This is a genomic window from Micromonospora sp. LOL_025 (assembly GCF_048060285.1).
GTDB lineage: Bacteria > Actinomycetota > Actinomycetes > Mycobacteriales > Micromonosporaceae > Micromonospora.
In genome coordinates this window covers 45,422-59,348 of sequence record NZ_JBHMIR010000012.1, presented here as the reverse complement: position 1 = coordinate 59,348, position 13,927 = coordinate 45,422, and the positions used below count along the sequence as shown (strand labels likewise).

The 13,927-nt window shown below is 73.4% G+C and carries 13 protein-coding genes; 5 read left to right on the top strand and 8 right to left on the bottom strand.

The annotated features are described in order from the left end of the window. Positions 1-54 precede the first annotated feature (54 nt). From ACFHW0_RS17240 to ACFHW0_RS17230, 3 genes are all read right to left on the bottom strand, one after another. The gene (locus ACFHW0_RS17240) at positions 55-675 is read right to left on the bottom strand and encodes a TetR family transcriptional regulator (protein ID WP_416608828.1); all 621 of its coding nucleotides are present in this window, start codon (positions 673-675) and stop codon (positions 55-57) included. Positions 676-831: 156 nt separating this feature from the next. Then, a complete protein-coding gene (locus ACFHW0_RS17235) occupies positions 832-3,456 on the bottom strand; it encodes a discoidin domain-containing protein (protein WP_416608826.1) in 2,625 nt (874 codons plus the stop codon). A 174-nt stretch (positions 3,457-3,630) separates the two neighbouring features. Then, a complete protein-coding gene (locus ACFHW0_RS17230; protein ID WP_416608824.1) occupies positions 3,631-4,869 on the bottom strand; it encodes an ROK family transcriptional regulator in 1,239 nt (412 codons plus the stop codon). 220 nt (positions 4,870-5,089) lie between these two features. Here ACFHW0_RS17230 and ACFHW0_RS17225 point away from each other — a divergent pair, with 220 nt between their 5' ends. From ACFHW0_RS17225 to ACFHW0_RS17210, 4 genes are all read left to right on the top strand, one after another. Further along, entirely contained in the window at positions 5,090-6,388 is a 1,299-nt protein-coding gene (locus ACFHW0_RS17225) for an ABC transporter substrate-binding protein (RefSeq protein WP_416608822.1), read from the top strand. Between the two features lie 66 nt (positions 6,389-6,454). Then, positions 6,455-7,444, top strand: coding sequence for a carbohydrate ABC transporter permease (locus ACFHW0_RS17220; RefSeq protein ID WP_416608820.1), 990 nt, complete (start codon positions 6,455-6,457; stop codon positions 7,442-7,444). Further along, entirely contained in the window at positions 7,437-8,276 is an 840-nt protein-coding gene (locus ACFHW0_RS17215) for a carbohydrate ABC transporter permease (RefSeq protein ID WP_416608818.1), read from the top strand. The genes ACFHW0_RS17220 and ACFHW0_RS17215 overlap by 8 nt, the downstream gene beginning before the upstream one ends. Before the next feature lie 4 nt (positions 8,277-8,280). Continuing rightward, positions 8,281-9,702 carry a GH1 family beta-glucosidase gene (locus ACFHW0_RS17210; protein ID WP_416608816.1) on the top strand — a complete coding sequence of 474 codons (1,422 nt, stop codon included), beginning with the start codon at positions 8,281-8,283 and terminating at the stop codon, positions 9,700-9,702. Between the two features lie 74 nt (positions 9,703-9,776). On the opposite strand, the gene ACFHW0_RS17205 is transcribed toward ACFHW0_RS17210, so the two are convergent. Beyond that, positions 9,777-10,070, bottom strand: a complete 294-nt coding sequence (locus ACFHW0_RS17205) for a hypothetical protein (protein WP_416608814.1) — start codon at positions 10,068-10,070, stop codon at positions 9,777-9,779. After that, the gene (locus ACFHW0_RS17200) at positions 10,064-10,384 is read right to left on the bottom strand and encodes a hypothetical protein (protein ID WP_416608812.1); all 321 of its coding nucleotides are present in this window, start codon (positions 10,382-10,384) and stop codon (positions 10,064-10,066) included. Before ACFHW0_RS17200 ends, ACFHW0_RS17205 begins: the two co-directional genes overlap by 7 nt. A 122-nt stretch (positions 10,385-10,506) precedes the next feature. On the opposite strand from ACFHW0_RS17200, the gene ACFHW0_RS17195 reads away from it, so the two are divergent. Next, the gene (locus ACFHW0_RS17195) at positions 10,507-11,436 is read left to right on the top strand and encodes a diacylglycerol/lipid kinase family protein (RefSeq protein WP_416608810.1); all 930 of its coding nucleotides are present in this window, start codon (positions 10,507-10,509) and stop codon (positions 11,434-11,436) included. A gap of 20 nt (positions 11,437-11,456) precedes the next feature. Here ACFHW0_RS17195 and ACFHW0_RS17190 read toward each other — a convergent pair whose 3' ends face one another. The 3 genes from ACFHW0_RS17190 to ACFHW0_RS17180 form a co-directional block, all read right to left on the bottom strand. After that, on the bottom strand, positions 11,457-12,632 hold the full coding sequence (locus tag ACFHW0_RS17190; protein ID WP_416608808.1) for a trans-sulfuration enzyme family protein: 1,176 nt from the start codon (positions 12,630-12,632) through the stop codon (positions 11,457-11,459). A gap of 122 nt (positions 12,633-12,754) precedes the next feature. Then, positions 12,755-13,615 (bottom strand): carbon-nitrogen hydrolase family protein, encoded by an 861-nt coding sequence (locus tag ACFHW0_RS17185; RefSeq protein WP_416608806.1) that lies wholly within the window; start codon positions 13,613-13,615, stop codon positions 12,755-12,757. After that, positions 13,597-13,926 (bottom strand): AzlD domain-containing protein, encoded by a 330-nt coding sequence (locus ACFHW0_RS17180; RefSeq protein WP_132238343.1) that lies wholly within the window; start codon positions 13,924-13,926, stop codon positions 13,597-13,599. Before ACFHW0_RS17180 ends, ACFHW0_RS17185 begins: the two co-directional genes overlap by 19 nt. Between the last annotated feature and the right edge of the window lies 1 nt (position 13,927).

Here is a 13,927-nt window from a genome sequence, read left to right as displayed (position 1 = left end):
CCGGGTACGGGTTTCACGGCCTCCCGGGCGCCTTTCCCGGAAGGGGCTTGCGGGTCAGGACCGGTCGGGTTGCGGCAGCCCCGCGGCGAGGGCGGCGAACGCCTCGTCGACGAGGTCGGCAAGGTCCGGCCGGTCGGGGTGGGCGGCCCACCGGGTCATCGCGTGGCGCAGCGCCGCGCCCGTCACGGCGGTGACCAGCGCCGGGTAGCCGTGGTCGGCACCGACGCCCACCCGCGCCGCGACGACCTCGACGATGGCGCGTTCCGTCTCGGCGTTGCCCGCCACCAGGCGGGGCAGCAGCGCGGGATTGCGCGTCACCACGTCCATCCGCAGGCACCACAGCTCACGCTCGGCGCGCACCTCGTCGATGACCTCGTCGAGGGCGGTCCGCAGCGCGGTCAGCACCGGCACCTCGGGCGGCACGGCGGCCAGCCGGGCGACCAGGCGCGCCGCGTCGCCCGCCTGGTCGCCGACCAGGGCGTCGTCCTTGCAGGCGAAGTAGTTGAAGAAGGTGCGTGGGGAGACGTCGGCCGCCTCGCTGATCTCCTCCACCGTCACCTGGGCCAGTCCGCGCTCGGCCACCAGGCGCAGGGCCGCCTCGGTCAGCGCGGCCCGGGTCTGGCGCTTCTTGCGGTCGCGCCGCCCGGGAGCGGGTTCGGTTCCGGCGGATGTCACGCGAGGACCCTACTAGCGATCTTGCAGATTCTGCAACGTTTTATTCAGTGAAGTGACGCTGGCCATCCGCCGGGGCCGGTCCGGGACCGCCGGGCGCCGCCGGAAGGGGCGCGGGCCCGGCCGGGACGATCCGGCCGGGCCCGTCGCCGTACGGGGTCACGGGTAGTTCGTCAGGTACGCCTGCTGGTTGGCCGCGTTGGCGGTGCCGCCGGTGCCGTTGACCACCCGGTTGATGGTGCCCACGCCACCGAGGGAGACGGTGACCATGTTGGTGAACCGGACGTTCGGGTTGGTCGGCGCCTCGATGGCCCGGTCGGCGACGACGGAGGGATCGACGTTGAAGTAGCAGTAGCTGCCCATCCCCCACGCCTGGTGGGTGCTCACCGAGTCGGCCACCTTGTACGCCGCGTAGCCGCGGGTGGCCCCGTTCATCCAGGCGGCCTGGTTCGGCGGGTCGTACGGCATCTCGTTCTGGTAGAAGTACGTCCGGCCCCCGTTGCCGTTCCACACCGTCTGGTACCGCTGGTAGTGCTCGACGAAGAGGCCGTACATGGTCACGTCGTCGCCGTTGACCGTCAGGCCGGTGTCGGCGGTGTTCACCGTCCAGCCGACCCCGTCGCCGTGGTCGGCGCGCCAGAGCCACATGTGGTCACCGATCACGTGGTCGCTGTTGACGGTCAACGTGTTGGTGGCCCGGCCGACGCCCGGCCCGCCGATGCGGAAGAAGACGTCGTGCAGCGAGGTCGGGTTGGCCGCGTGGCTCGCCGCCGAGCCGGGCGGGCCGACCTCCATGAGCACCGGCGAGTTGACCTGGCCGGCCTCGAACATGAGGCCGGCCACCTTCACGCCGTCCACGTCGGCGACCCGCATCGCGACGGTGCCGTTGTCGGCCTGGACGGTCGCCAGCCCGAGGCCGAGGACCACCGTGTCGGGGCGGTCCACCCGGATCGGCTCGGTGACCCGGTGCACGCCCGGGGTGAACAGCAGGTGCCGGCCCTGGGCGAGCGCGGCGTTGATGGTGGCCGCGCCGGTGCCCGGCCGCACGACGTAGAACTGGCTCAGGGAGATCGAGGAGCCGGCCGGGGTCCTGCCGTACCAGCTGGTGCCGGTGGAGTTGGTGCGCAGCGCGGGCACGAAGACGCGGTACTCGCCGGTGCCGTCGACGTAGAGGAAGGGCTTCTCCCGCACCTGGGGGGTCTGCGGGATGACGGTGTGCGAGGGGTTGGGGAAGTGCGGCGGCGGGGCGCCGGTGACGCCCTGGAAGACCATGTTCCACACCGAGCCGGTCCAGCCGCCGAACTCGCTGTTGCGCGAGTACCACTGCTGCTGCGACCCGGAGACGACCAGGCCGTCGATCTTGGTGTCGGCCATCAGTCCGCCGCTGGACCAGCCGTCGCCGCCGTTCCACAGCTGGATCTGGTTCTGCGCGCCACGCAGGTGCATCCGTCGGTACGGCGCGGCCTGCGAGACCGCCCACCGCTCCACGGTCACCCCGGCCGGCAGGGTCACCGAGAGGTTCTCGGCGGCCCGCCAGAAGTTCTGCGTGGCGTTGCCGCCCATCCAGAACGCCTCGGCGCGTACGTGGCCGTTGAGGTTGACGTCGTCCGGGCTCATGCCGAGGCCGGCGACCTGGGTGAAGAAGCCGAGGTTGACGTCGGCGGTGTAGGTGCCGGGCTTGAACAGCACGGCGTAGCGCTCGGGGCCGAACTGGTTGCGCTCCTGCTGCGTGAAGATCGTGTTCAGCCGGCTCTGGATCGTGGCGGTCGGGGTGGACGGGTCGAAGACGAAGGTGTTCGGCCCGAAGTTCGGGTTGCGGGGGTCGGTGGGCTCCACCGGCGGGGCGTCGTCGCCCGGCACGTTCACCGCCAGTTCCCAGAGCGAGTAGCCGTAGGTGGTGGCTCGCGCCGTGCCGTACACCCGCAGGTACCGGCCGCTGCCGGTGACGGCGAGCGACTGGCTGCCTCCGGTGCCGGTGGTGGTGCCGTACACGGTGGTCCAGGCGCTGCCGTCGACCGACGTCTGGAGCTGGAACGCCCGCGCGTGGGCTGCCTCCCAGGTCAGCACCACGCGGCAGATCGACCGCACGGAGCCCAGGTCCACCCGCAGCCACTGGGGGTCCGCGGCGGCGCTGGCCCAGCGGGTGGCGGGGTTGCCGTCGACCGCCGCCGAGGCGGGGAGGCCGGCGTTCTCGACCGACGACGCGGTGGCCGGCCGGCCCTGGGCGACGTTGGCGCTGCCGCAGGTGGGCGCGGTGCCGCCGGCCTCCCCGTAGACCTGGAACTCCCAGAGGGAGTAGCCGTAGCCGGTGCCGCGCGCGGTGCCGTGCATCCGGACGTACCGGCCGGCGCCCGCGACGTTCAGGGTCTGGGTGCCGCCGGTGCCGGCGCTGGTGCTGTGCACGGTCGTCCAGGCCGCGCCGTCGTCGGAGGTCTGGATCGTGAAGGCCCGGCCGTAGGCGCCCTCCCAGGACAGGACCACCTGGCTGAGGTTGGCCCGGGCGCCGAGGTCGACCTGGATCCACTGCGGGTCGCTGAAGGCGCTGGCCCAGCGGGTGCCGGCGTCGCCGTCGACCGCGGCGGCCGCCGGGGTGCCGGCGTTCTCCGTCGACGAGGCGGTCGCGGGCCGCCCCTGGGACAGCAGGCTCGGGGCGGCCTGCGCCGGGGGCGTCGCGGCGGCGGGGGTGAGCGCCGCGACGAGGAGCAGCGCGAGACCGATGAGCAACCGCCGGGCGGGTCGCCCCGGCGGCGGCGTCGGGCGTACGGATGTAGCGCGAGATGTCATGACTTCGCCTGTCGATAGAGGGTCGCTGACCTCGGGCGTGACGGGATGACGAAGGGGACCGCAGCGATGCGGGTGGCGTACGCCGGCCGACGCCGGGATGAGAGAGAGCGCTCTCGTCCGAGTGTTGCGGCGCCGTTGCGCAGCCGTCAAGACATCGATAAATAACGCTGTTATTTATCCGTGAAGTTCGATTTGTTCGGTAACCCGCCGATTCGCCGACCGCACCCCGCCCGCCGTGAGCAGCCGGGCGATCGGGAGCGTCGCCGCGCCGAGCGCCACCGCGTCGACGCCCAGCAGGCCCAGCTCGATCGAGGCCTGCTCGTACGGCTGCCGCAGCGCCTGGCGGCCGGCGGCCTCCCGGACGGCCGGCAGCAGGCCGCCCAGCGCCATGCCGGCCCAACCCCCGAGCACGACCCGCTCCGGGTTGAACAGGTTGATCAGGTTGGCCACCCCGGCGCCGAGGTACTCCGCCGTCTCGTCCAGCACCTGCCGGGCGGCGGGCGAGGTGCCGGCCGCGTCGATCAGGGCCGCCAGCTGGGACTCCTCGTCCCCGCCCGGGACCGGGTGCCCGCCGCGGGCCTCCCGGTAGCGGTCGATGACGGCCTCCGCGCCGACGTACGCCTCCAGGCACCCGCGGGCTCCGCAGCGGCAGGGCCGCCCGCCGTAGACCAGGGTGGTGTGCCCCCACTCCCCCGCGCTGCTGGAGGCGCCCCGGTAGGTCACCCCGTTGGTCACCACGGCGGTGCCGATCCCCGACCCGACCAGCGCGAAGACGGCGTGCCGGGCCCCCCGGCCCGCGCCGAACCACATCTCCGCCTGGCCGAGCGTCTTCGCCCCGTTGTCGATGTGCAGCGGCAGGTCGGTGCCCGCCGCGATCAGCCGCTCCAACGGCACCCGGTCCCAGCCGAGCGACTGGGCGTGCACCACGGCCTCCCGGCCCTGCTCGACCACCCCGGAGACGCCGATGCCGGCGCCGAGCACCTCGTCGACGGCCACCCCGGCCCGGGCGGTGACCGCGTCGATGCCGGCCAGCACGTGCCCGGCCACCTCCGCCGGCTCCGTCCGCCGCGGATCGAGCGGGTACGCGACGCTGGCCAGCTGGGTCATCGCGAAGTCGAACAGCTCCACCCGGACCCGGGTCTCCCCGACGTCCACCCCGACGACGAACGCGAACCGCGGCGCGACCCGCAGCATCATGCTGGGCCGGCCGCCGTCGGACTCGGCGGCGCCCGCCTCGGCGATCAGCCCCTCGTCGATCAGGTCGGCGACCACGTTGCTGACCGCCGGCTGGCTCAGCCCCGTGCTACGGACCAGGTCCTGCCGGGTGAGCGGGCCGTCCAGGAAGACCTTCGACAGCAGGGCGGACCGGTTTCGCAGCCGGACGCCCCGGTTCGTCGCGCGCGCCAGCTCCACCTGCCACCTCGATCCCCTCGGCCGTCCGGAGCGACTGTACGACCCCGTGCTTGACGGCCCCTCGACCAACCACTTTAATGACCACATTCATTAAGTCGTGATGGAACTTCTGGAGCGCGGCCCCGCCGGCGCGCCCCGCCCACCGCCCGCCGCCGCCCGTCACCCCCGTTCCCCGACGCGACGCCGGCGACCCCCACCACGTGCAACGGAAGGGCCGAACGTGTCGAGACGACACCTCGCGATACTCACGGCGGCCGTGCTGGCCGCCACCACGCTGACCGGCTGCGGCGACTCCGGCGACTCCTCCGGCGCGGCCGGGAAGACCCTCACCTACTGGGCCAGCAACCAGGGCGCCAGCCTGGAGGCCGACAAGCAGACCCTCCAGCCGGAACTGGACAAGTTCGAGCAGCAGACCGGCATCAAGGTCAACGTCGAGGTGGTGCCCTGGTCGGACCTGCTCAACCGGCTGCTCACCGCCGCCACCTCCGGCCAGGGCCCGGACGTGGTCAACATCGGCAACACCTGGTCGGCGTCGTTGCAGGCCACCGGCGCGCTGGTCGAGTTCGACGACGCCACCCTCGCCAAGGTCGGCGGGAAGGACCGGTTCGTGCCCGCGGCCCTGGCCGCCGCCGGCGCGCCCGGCAAGCCGCCGGCCGCGGTGCCGCTCTACAGCCTCGCCTACGCCCTCTACTACAACAAGAAGGCGTTCGCCGACGCCGGCGTCACCAGCCCGCCCACCACCTGGGAGCAGGTGGCCGAGGTCGGCCGCAAGCTGACCGGCGGCGGCCGGTGGGGCCTCGCCGTCGAGGGGGCCAACCCGTCGGAGAACGCCCACCACGCCTTCACCTTCAGCCAGCAGTACGGCGGCGAGTGGTTCGACTCCGCCGGCAAGCCGACCTTCGACACCCCGCAGAACGTCGCCGCCGTCAAGCGGTACGTCGACCTGATGGCCGTCGACAAGATCGTCAACCCGAGCAACGCCGAGTACGCGCAGAACCAGTCGGTCTCCGACTTCGCCAACGGCAAGGCCGCCATGCTGCTCTGGCAGGCCGCCGGGTCCAACCTCAAGTCGCAGAACATGGCCCCCGACGCGTACGGGATCGCCCCGGTGCCGTTCCCGGCCACCCCGCCGGCGGGCGGCAAGAAGGTCAACAGCATGGTCGCGGGGATCAACCTCGCGGTGTTCAAGCACACGAAGAACACCGACGCCGCGCTGGAGTTCGTCAAGTTCATGACCAGCGACGCCGAGCAGGTGGCGCTGAACAAGACGTACGGCTCGCTGCCCGCCGTCTCCACCGTGGCGAACGACCCGGCGTTCGCCGCCCCGGAGCAGAAGGTGCTCCAGCAGACCCTCGCCACCACGGCGGCGCCGCTGCCGCAGGTGCCCGACGAGAGCACCTTCGAGACCCTCGTCGGCACCGCCATCAAGGAACTCTTCGCCGACGCCGCCGGCGGCAGACCGATCACCGAGGAGAGCGTCCGGCAGAAGCTGACCCGGGCCCAGCAGCAGATGCGCTGACCCGCCGGACCGGTGGCCGTGGGAGGGACGCCGACCCTCCCACGGCCACCCAGCGAGAGGACCACGATGTCCACCACCACGCCCTCCCGGGACGTCGCCGCACCGCAGCGGCCCGCCCGCCGCGCGGCGACCTCGACGGAGCGGCGGTCACCCGGCCGCCGCCGGTCGCTGCTGCCGTACCTGCTGCTCGCCCCGGCCGTCGTGCTGGAGCTGGCGATCCACGTGGTCCCGATGCTCGTCGGGGCGTGGATGAGCCTGCGCGAGCTGACCCAGTTCCACATCCGCGACTGGTCCACCGCGCCCTTCGTGGGCTGGGAGAACTACCGCGTGGTGCTCGACGTCGACTCGGCGGTCGGGGCCGGGCTGCTGCACTCGTTCGGGGTGACCGTCGGCTACACGGTGGCCTCGGTCGGGCTCTCCTGGGTGCTCGGCGCCACCGCCGCCGTGCTGCTGCAACGCCCCTTCCGCGGCCGTGGCGTGCTGCGCGCGCTCTTCCTCACCCCGTACGCGCTGCCCGTCTACACCGCCGTGATCACCTGGAGCTTCCTCTTCCAGCGGGACACCGGCCTGGTCAACCACGTGCTGGTCGACCAGCTCCACCTCCTCGACGACCGGCCGTTCTGGCTGATCGGGGAGAACAGCTTCGTCGCGCTGCTGACCGTCTCGGTCTGGCGGTCCTGGCCGTTCGCCTTCCTCTGCCTGATGGCCGGCCTGCAGAACATCCCCGGCGAGCTGTACGAGGCCGCCGCCATGGACGGGGCCGGGTTCTGGCGGCGGCTGCGCTCGGTGACGCTGCCCATGCTGCGCCCGGTCAACCTGGTGCTGGTGCTGGTGCTGTTCCTCTGGACCTTCAACGACTTCAACACCCCGTACGTGCTCTTCGGCGGCTCGGCGCCGGAGCAGGCGAACCTGATCTCCCTGCACATCTACCGCAGCTCCTTCAAGACCTGGGACTTCGGCGCGGGCTCGGCGATGTCCGTGGCGCTGCTGCTGTTCCTGCTGCTGGTCACCGCCGGGTACCTGCTGGTCACCAACCGCCGGAGGAACGATGCGTGAGACCCCCGCCGAGCGCTGGGCCCGCCGGATCGTGCTGACCCTGCTCGCGCTCTTCGTGCTCGTCCCGCTCTACGTCATGCTCAGCTCGGCGCTCAAGCCGTTGCAGGACGTGCAGGGCAGCTTCACCTGGTGGCCCCGGCGCCCGACCGCGCAGGCCTTCGTCGACATGTGGTCGACCGTGCCGCTGGGCCGCTACCTGGTCAACAGCCTGGTCGTCTCGACCGTGGCGGCGGTCTTCTCCGTCACCGTGGCGATCTTCGCGGCGTACGCCGTCAGCCGGTACCGCTTCCGGGGCCGGGGGCTGTTCTCGGTGACCGTGCTCTCCACCCAGATGTTCCCCGGGATCCTCTTCCTGCTGCCGCTGTTCCTGATCTACGTCAACCTCGGCACCGCCACCGGCATCCAGCTGTACGCCAGCCGCACCGGGCTGATCATCACCTACCTGACGTTCTCCCTGCCGTTCTCGATCTGGATGCTGGTCGGCTACTTCGACTCGATCCCCCGCGGCCTCGACGAGGCGGCGCAGGTCGACGGCGCCGGCCCGCTCCGGACGTTGTTCCGGGTCATCCTGCCGACGGCGGTGCCGGGCGTCGTCGCGGTCGCCGTCTACGCCTTCATGACCGCCTGGGGCGAGGTGCTCTTCGCCTCGGTGATGACCGACGGGGGCAGCCGCACCCTCGCCGTCGGCCTCCAGGGCTACTCCACCCAGTTCAACGTCTACTGGAACCAGGTGATGGCCGCGTCGCTGGTGGTCAGCGTCCCGGTGGTGGCCGGCTTCCTGGCGTTGCAGCGCTACTTCGTCGCCGGCCTCACCGCCGGCGCGGTCAGGTGAGGCCATGACGGCCGCACACGAGGCCATGTCGGCCGCACATCCGAAGGAGAGCCCACCCGTGCCGGACCTGTCCACGCTGCCGCCCGACTTCCTCTGGGGGGTCGCCACCGCCGCGTACCAGATCGAGGGGGCCGTCCGCGCCGACGGCCGCACGCCGTCCATCTGGGACACCTTCTGCGACGTGCCGGGCGCCGTCGACAACGGCGACACCGGCTCGGTGGCCTGCGACCACTACCACCGGTGGCCGCAGGACGTGGCGCTCATGCGGCAGCTCGGGGTGGACGCGTACCGGTTCTCGGTGGCCTGGCCCCGGGTGCGGCCCGACGGCGTCGGCCGGGTCAACCCCAAGGGCCTGGACTTCTACGACCGGCTGGTCGACGCCCTGCTGACGGCGGGGATCCGACCGTTCGTGACGCTCTACCACTGGGACCTGCCGCAGGCGTTGCAGGACCGGGGCGGCTGGCCGGAGCGCGGCACCGCCGAGGCGTTCGCCGACTACGCCGCCGTCGTGGCCGCCCGCCTCGGCGACCGGGTCGCCGACTGGACCACCGTCAACGAGCCGCTCTGCGTGTCCTGGATCGGGCACCTGGAGGGCCGGATGGCACCCGGCGAGCGGGACCTGGCCAGGGCGGTGCGCGCCTCGCACCACGTCCTGCTCGGGCACGGGCTGGCCACCCGGGCGATCCGGGCCGCCGCCGCGCGGCCCGCCTCCGTCGGGATCGTGCTCAACCCCAGCCCCTGCGAGCCGGCGAGCGACCGGCCCGAAGACGTGGCCGCCGCCCGGCGGATGGACGGCCACGTCAACCGGTGGTGGCTCGACCCGCTGCACGGACGCGGCTATCCGACCGACATGCTCGCCACGTACGGCGTCGAGCCGCCGGTCCGCGGCGACGACCTGGCCGTCATCGCCACGCCCACCGACTACCTCGGCCTGAACTACTACTTCCGCCAGGTGGTGGCCGACGACCCGGCGGGACCGCCGCCGTACGCCCGGCAGCTGCCGGTGCCGGGCGCGGTCTGCACGGCGATGGGCTGGGAGGCGTACCCGGCCGGGCTGGAACAGCTGCTGGTCGCGGTGACCGAGGAGTACGCCCCGGCGCGGGTGATCGTCACCGAGAGCGGGTCGGCGTGGCGGGACGAGGTCGGTGCCGACGGCACCGTCGAGGACCGGGAGCGCACCGACCACCTGGAGCGGCACCTGGCGGCGTGCGCGGCGGCGGTCGACCGGGGCGTGCCGCTGGCCGGCTACTTCGTCTGGTCGCTGCTCGACAACTTCGAGTGGGCGTACGGATACGACAAGCGCTTCGGGCTGGTGCACGTCGACTACCCCACCCAGCGCCGGACGGTCAAGGCGAGCGGCCTGCGCTACGCCGACCTGATCCGCGCCCACCGGCGGCGTACCGGGCGGCTGACGCCGTCCCGGTGAGCCGGGACGATTCGCCGGGCTCCACGGAGCCCCGGGCACCGCCCGGGGCTCCGTGCGTCACGCGCAGGGCGAGGTCAGCAGAACCAGCCGTCCTGCACCCACCCACGCCGGTTGACGTTCCCGTAGGCGAAGCCGTAGACGTAACCGCCGCTGCGCGGACCCTCGACGAGGAACGTCTGGCCCCGGTAGAGGGTGCCCATCCACGCGCCGACCGGGGCGGTGCGGACGAAGAGGTCCTCGGCGCACACCGTCTCCCGTTGCCCGATCGTCCCGTTCGCGGCGTGCCCGGCCGACGGCGTGAGCGCCAGCACGGCGCAGACGGTCGCCAGCAACGCGCCGAGCCGGCGCGGCACTGCCTTGCTCACCACGAGTCGTACCCCCCGATGCACTCGCTGCGCACGTAGCCCCAGTCGTTGGGCCCGAAGTCGAAGGTGGCGGCCCAGCCGTTGTAGACGGGATGTGCGCCGGGCGTGTGGCCGATCTTGTTGCCGTACGCCAGCGTGCGCTTGAACCCGTGCGGGCCGCTCGCGGAGTCGTAGTTGGCGTAGAAGCTGGCGCTCTGGCAGACGACCACGGCGTGCCGCGGCACGACCGGGCCGGCCTGCGCGCCGGTGGCGCCGAGCGCCACCAGGGCCCCTCCCGCCGTCAGGACGCCGACCGCGCGGATCACCTGTGTTCGCATCAACACCTCCGGGGTGGGAACCTTCCTTCCCGACACCCTAACCATTGCGTCGAAAACCTTCTATGTCTGCGATCCCGGTCGTCCTCGTGTCGGCGTCCCGGATGCCGATAGGGTCGGGCCCCATGCGGACGAAGCAGGAACTGGGCGCGGCCATCCGGCGGGACCGGCGGGCCGTCCTCGTCGTCAACGCCCACTCCCGCCGGGGCCGCCAACTGCACGAACAGGCCCGGGCACGGCTGGCGGCGGCCGGCTTCCACCTGCTCGGCGACCACCCCGTCGAGCAGCCCGGCCAGCTCGAACGCGCCCTCGCCGCGGCCGTCGACCTGGGGCCGGACCTGCTGGTGGCCGGCGGCGGGGACGGCACCCTCAGCGCCGCCGCGCGGGCGCTCGCCCACCGCGACATGGCGCTCGGCCTGCTGCCGCTGGGCACCACCAACAACTTCGCCCGGACCGTCGGCGTGCCGCTGGAACTCGACCGGGCCGTCGACGTGCTGGCCGGCGGCACGGTGATCGACGTCGACCTGGGCCTCGCCGGCGACATGCGGTTCACCAACCACGTCGGCGTCGGCCTCTCCGCCGACATCATGCTGCGCACGCCGCCGCGCCTGAAGCGGGCCACCGGCCGGCTGGCGTACCCGCTCACCGCCCTGGCCCTGCTGGCCCGGCACCGCCCGCTGCGGGTCACCGTCCGCGCCGGGGACGCCCGGCACGAGTTCCTCACCCACCAGGTGTACGTGGCCAACGGCGGCTTCCACGCCGGGCGCCCGATCGCCGCCGACGCCGACGCCGACGACCGGCTGCTGGTCGCGTACCCGGTCGGCGGCGCGAACCGGCGGGGGCTGGTGCGCGACACCGCCCGCAACGCGGCGACCGGGCACCGGCGCTCCGTCGGCGACGAGCCGTTCCTCGCCGTCGGGGAGCTGTGGCTGGAGACCGACCGGCCGGCGCGCGTCGAGGTCGACGGCGAGCTGTGTGGCCGTACGCCGATCCGGATCGGCCTGGACGCCAACGCGCTGCGCGTGATGGCGCCGGCCGGGAGCCCGGACCGCTGACCGCGCGGCCGGCCGGGGCGCTACTCCGCCCGGTCCGCCGCGTCGAGGGCCGCCAGGAAGTCCGCGACGAGGTCCTCGGTGTCCTCGATACCGGTGGAGACCCGGACGAGACCCTCGCCGATGCCCGTGGCAGCCAACTGATCGGCGTCCACGATCCCGGCCCACATCGAGCGCGGGTGCACCACGAGGGTGCTGACGCTGCCCAGGCTGGCCGCCCGCTTGGCCAGCCGGAGGCCGTCGAGCAGCCCGGCCGCCGCCCGCGCGTCGCGCAGCTCGACGCTGAGCACCCCGCCGAAGCCGGTCATCTGCCGGCCGGCCAGCTCGTGCTGGGGATGCGTCGGCAGCCCCGGATAGCGCACCTGCCGCACGGCCGGGTGGCCCTCGACCGCCCGGGCCAGGGCCAGCGCGTTGGCGTTGTGCCGGTCCACCCGCAGCGACAGGGTGCGGATGCCCCGCAGCAGCAGCCAGGCGTCGATGGGGCCGAGGGTGCTGCCGGTGACGATGGCGGTCTGCCACACCCGGTCGACCAGGTCGGCGGCGCCGACGATCACCCCGGCCGAGACGTCGGAGTGCCCGCCGAGGTACTTCGTCCCGCTGTGCCACACCAGGTCGGCGCCGAACTCCGCCGGCCGCTGGTTGACCGGGGTGGCGAAGGTGTTGTCGACCGCGACCAGCGCGCCGTTGGCGTGCGCCAGCTCGACGACGGCGGCCAGGTCGGTCAGTTCGAGCAGGGGATTGCTCGGGGTCTCCACCAGGACCAGCCGGGTCTGCGGGCGCAGCGCCCGGACGAAGGCCCCGGTGTCGGTCTGGTCCACCTGGGTGAAGGCCACCCCGAAGCGGGCCAGCAGGCCGGTGACCAGGGACGTCGTGCCGCCGTACGTGCTGCGCTGCACGATGACGTGGTCCCCGGCGGAGAGCAGGGCCAGGGCGATCGTGCTGATCGCGCCCATCCCGGAGGCGGTGACCAGGCCCGCCTCGGCGCCCTCCAGCTGGGCGACCACGGCGGCGACCTGCGCGTGGTTCGGGTTGCCGTAGCGCGTGTAGAAGGCGTGGCCCCGGGTCTCGGTGGCGACGGCGGCGAACTGCTCGTCGGACTCGGCGCTGAAGGTGGCGCTCTGCACGATCGGCGGCGACACCGCCCCGCCCGGGCTCAACCCGTCGTCGCCGTGGACAGCGATCGTGCCGGTGCCGGTCACAGGTTCTCCTCACGTGGGTGGGCCGCCCGCCGGGACGGCGGGTCGGACAGGTGCGGGCGTCGCCCGGGCGGCCGTGGCCCGGCGACGCTCGTCCGGTGTGGACGCTTCCGGCGGACGGGCGGTCACCCGGCCGGGACGGGCACGACCGCCGGGGACGGCGCGGGCGCGGCCCGGTCGGTGAGCATCCGCAGCGCGTCGCGGTGCCGACGCAGGGCCGCGTCGTCCAGGTCGGCGACGGCGAGCCCGGGGCCCGTGCCGGCGTCGGCGAGGACCCGACCGTCGGGAGCGTACACGGCGCTGCGACCGGCGAACTCCCAGCCGCCGTGCGATCCCGCGAAGTTGGCGAACAGCACGTAGCAGGTGTTCTCCAGGGCGCGGGCCGGGAAGTACACGCCGCGCCGGTGGTCGGAGTCGCCCGTGGTGAACGCGCTCGGGCACAGGTAGGCGTCGGCGCCGGCGAGGGCCAGCGCGCGAGCGTGTTCGGGGAAGCTCGCGTCGTAGCAGATCCCCAGGCCGAGCCGCCAGCCGCGCACCTCGACCAGGGAGTCGGCGCGGCCCGGGACGAACAGCTCCCGCTCGTGGCCGTCGAGGTGGCGCTTGTCGTACCCGGCGGCGGGCCGGCCGTCCGCGCCGACCACCAGGGCGCCGATCGCCCAGCCGTCGGCGCGTCGCCGGCAGCCGCCGACGACCGCCGCCACCCGGTGGGTGCGGCAGGCCTCGGCGACGACGTCGAGCGGGTCACCGCCCGGCTCGACGGCGCACCGCGCGATGTCGTCGCGCAGCAGGCCGACGTCGTAGCCGCAGAGCGACAGCTCGGGGAAGACGACGAGGTGGGCCCCACGGGCCGCCGCCTCGGCGATGCTCTCCGCCGCGGTCCGCGCGTTGCCGGCCAGGTCGCCGGGGACGGCGGTGACCTGGGCGGCCGCGACCCGCAGCGGGGCGCGACCGGCGGGCTGCGCGGCCGTCACGCGGCCCCCAGCCACCAGCGCAGGCCGAAGAAGACCACCAGGCCCACCGTCCAGACGATCATGAAACGCTCGACGAAGAGGCCGGTCACCAGCGTGACCAGGCCCGCCACCAGGTACGGCACGGTGACGACGGTGATCTCGATCCGGTTGTCCACCGGGGCGATCACCGACGGGACGGCGATGGCCGCCAGCAGCGCCGGCGGGAGGTAGCCGAGGAAGACCTTGACGTCGTCGGGAAGCACGCGGTCCCGGAAGACCAGCAGCGGCAGGTACCGGGGCGCGAAGGTGGCGAGTCCCATCCCGAGGATGAGCAGCAGCATGGACATT

What these genes read in the sequence shown, in the direction of transcription:
- ACFHW0_RS17180 (WP_132238343.1), bottom strand. Translation starts at nt 13,926, where the DNA reads ATGTCCATGCTGCTGCTCATCCTCGGGATGGGACTCGCCACCTTCGCG.
- ACFHW0_RS17235 (WP_416608826.1), bottom strand. Translation starts at nt 3,456, where the DNA reads ATGACATCTCGCGCTACATCCGTACGCCCGACGCCGCCGCCGGGGCGA.
- ACFHW0_RS17210 (WP_416608816.1), top strand. Translation starts at nt 8,281, where the DNA reads ATGACGGCCGCACACGAGGCCATGTCGGCCGCACATCCGAAGGAGAGC.
- ACFHW0_RS17200 (WP_416608812.1), bottom strand. Translation starts at nt 10,384, where the DNA reads ATGCGAACACAGGTGATCCGCGCGGTCGGCGTCCTGACGGCGGGAGGG.
- ACFHW0_RS17220 (WP_416608820.1), top strand. Translation starts at nt 6,455, where the DNA reads ATGTCCACCACCACGCCCTCCCGGGACGTCGCCGCACCGCAGCGGCCC.
- ACFHW0_RS17195 (WP_416608810.1), top strand. Translation starts at nt 10,507, where the DNA reads ATGCGGACGAAGCAGGAACTGGGCGCGGCCATCCGGCGGGACCGGCGG.
- ACFHW0_RS17215 (WP_416608818.1), top strand. Translation starts at nt 7,437, where the DNA reads ATGCGTGAGACCCCCGCCGAGCGCTGGGCCCGCCGGATCGTGCTGACC.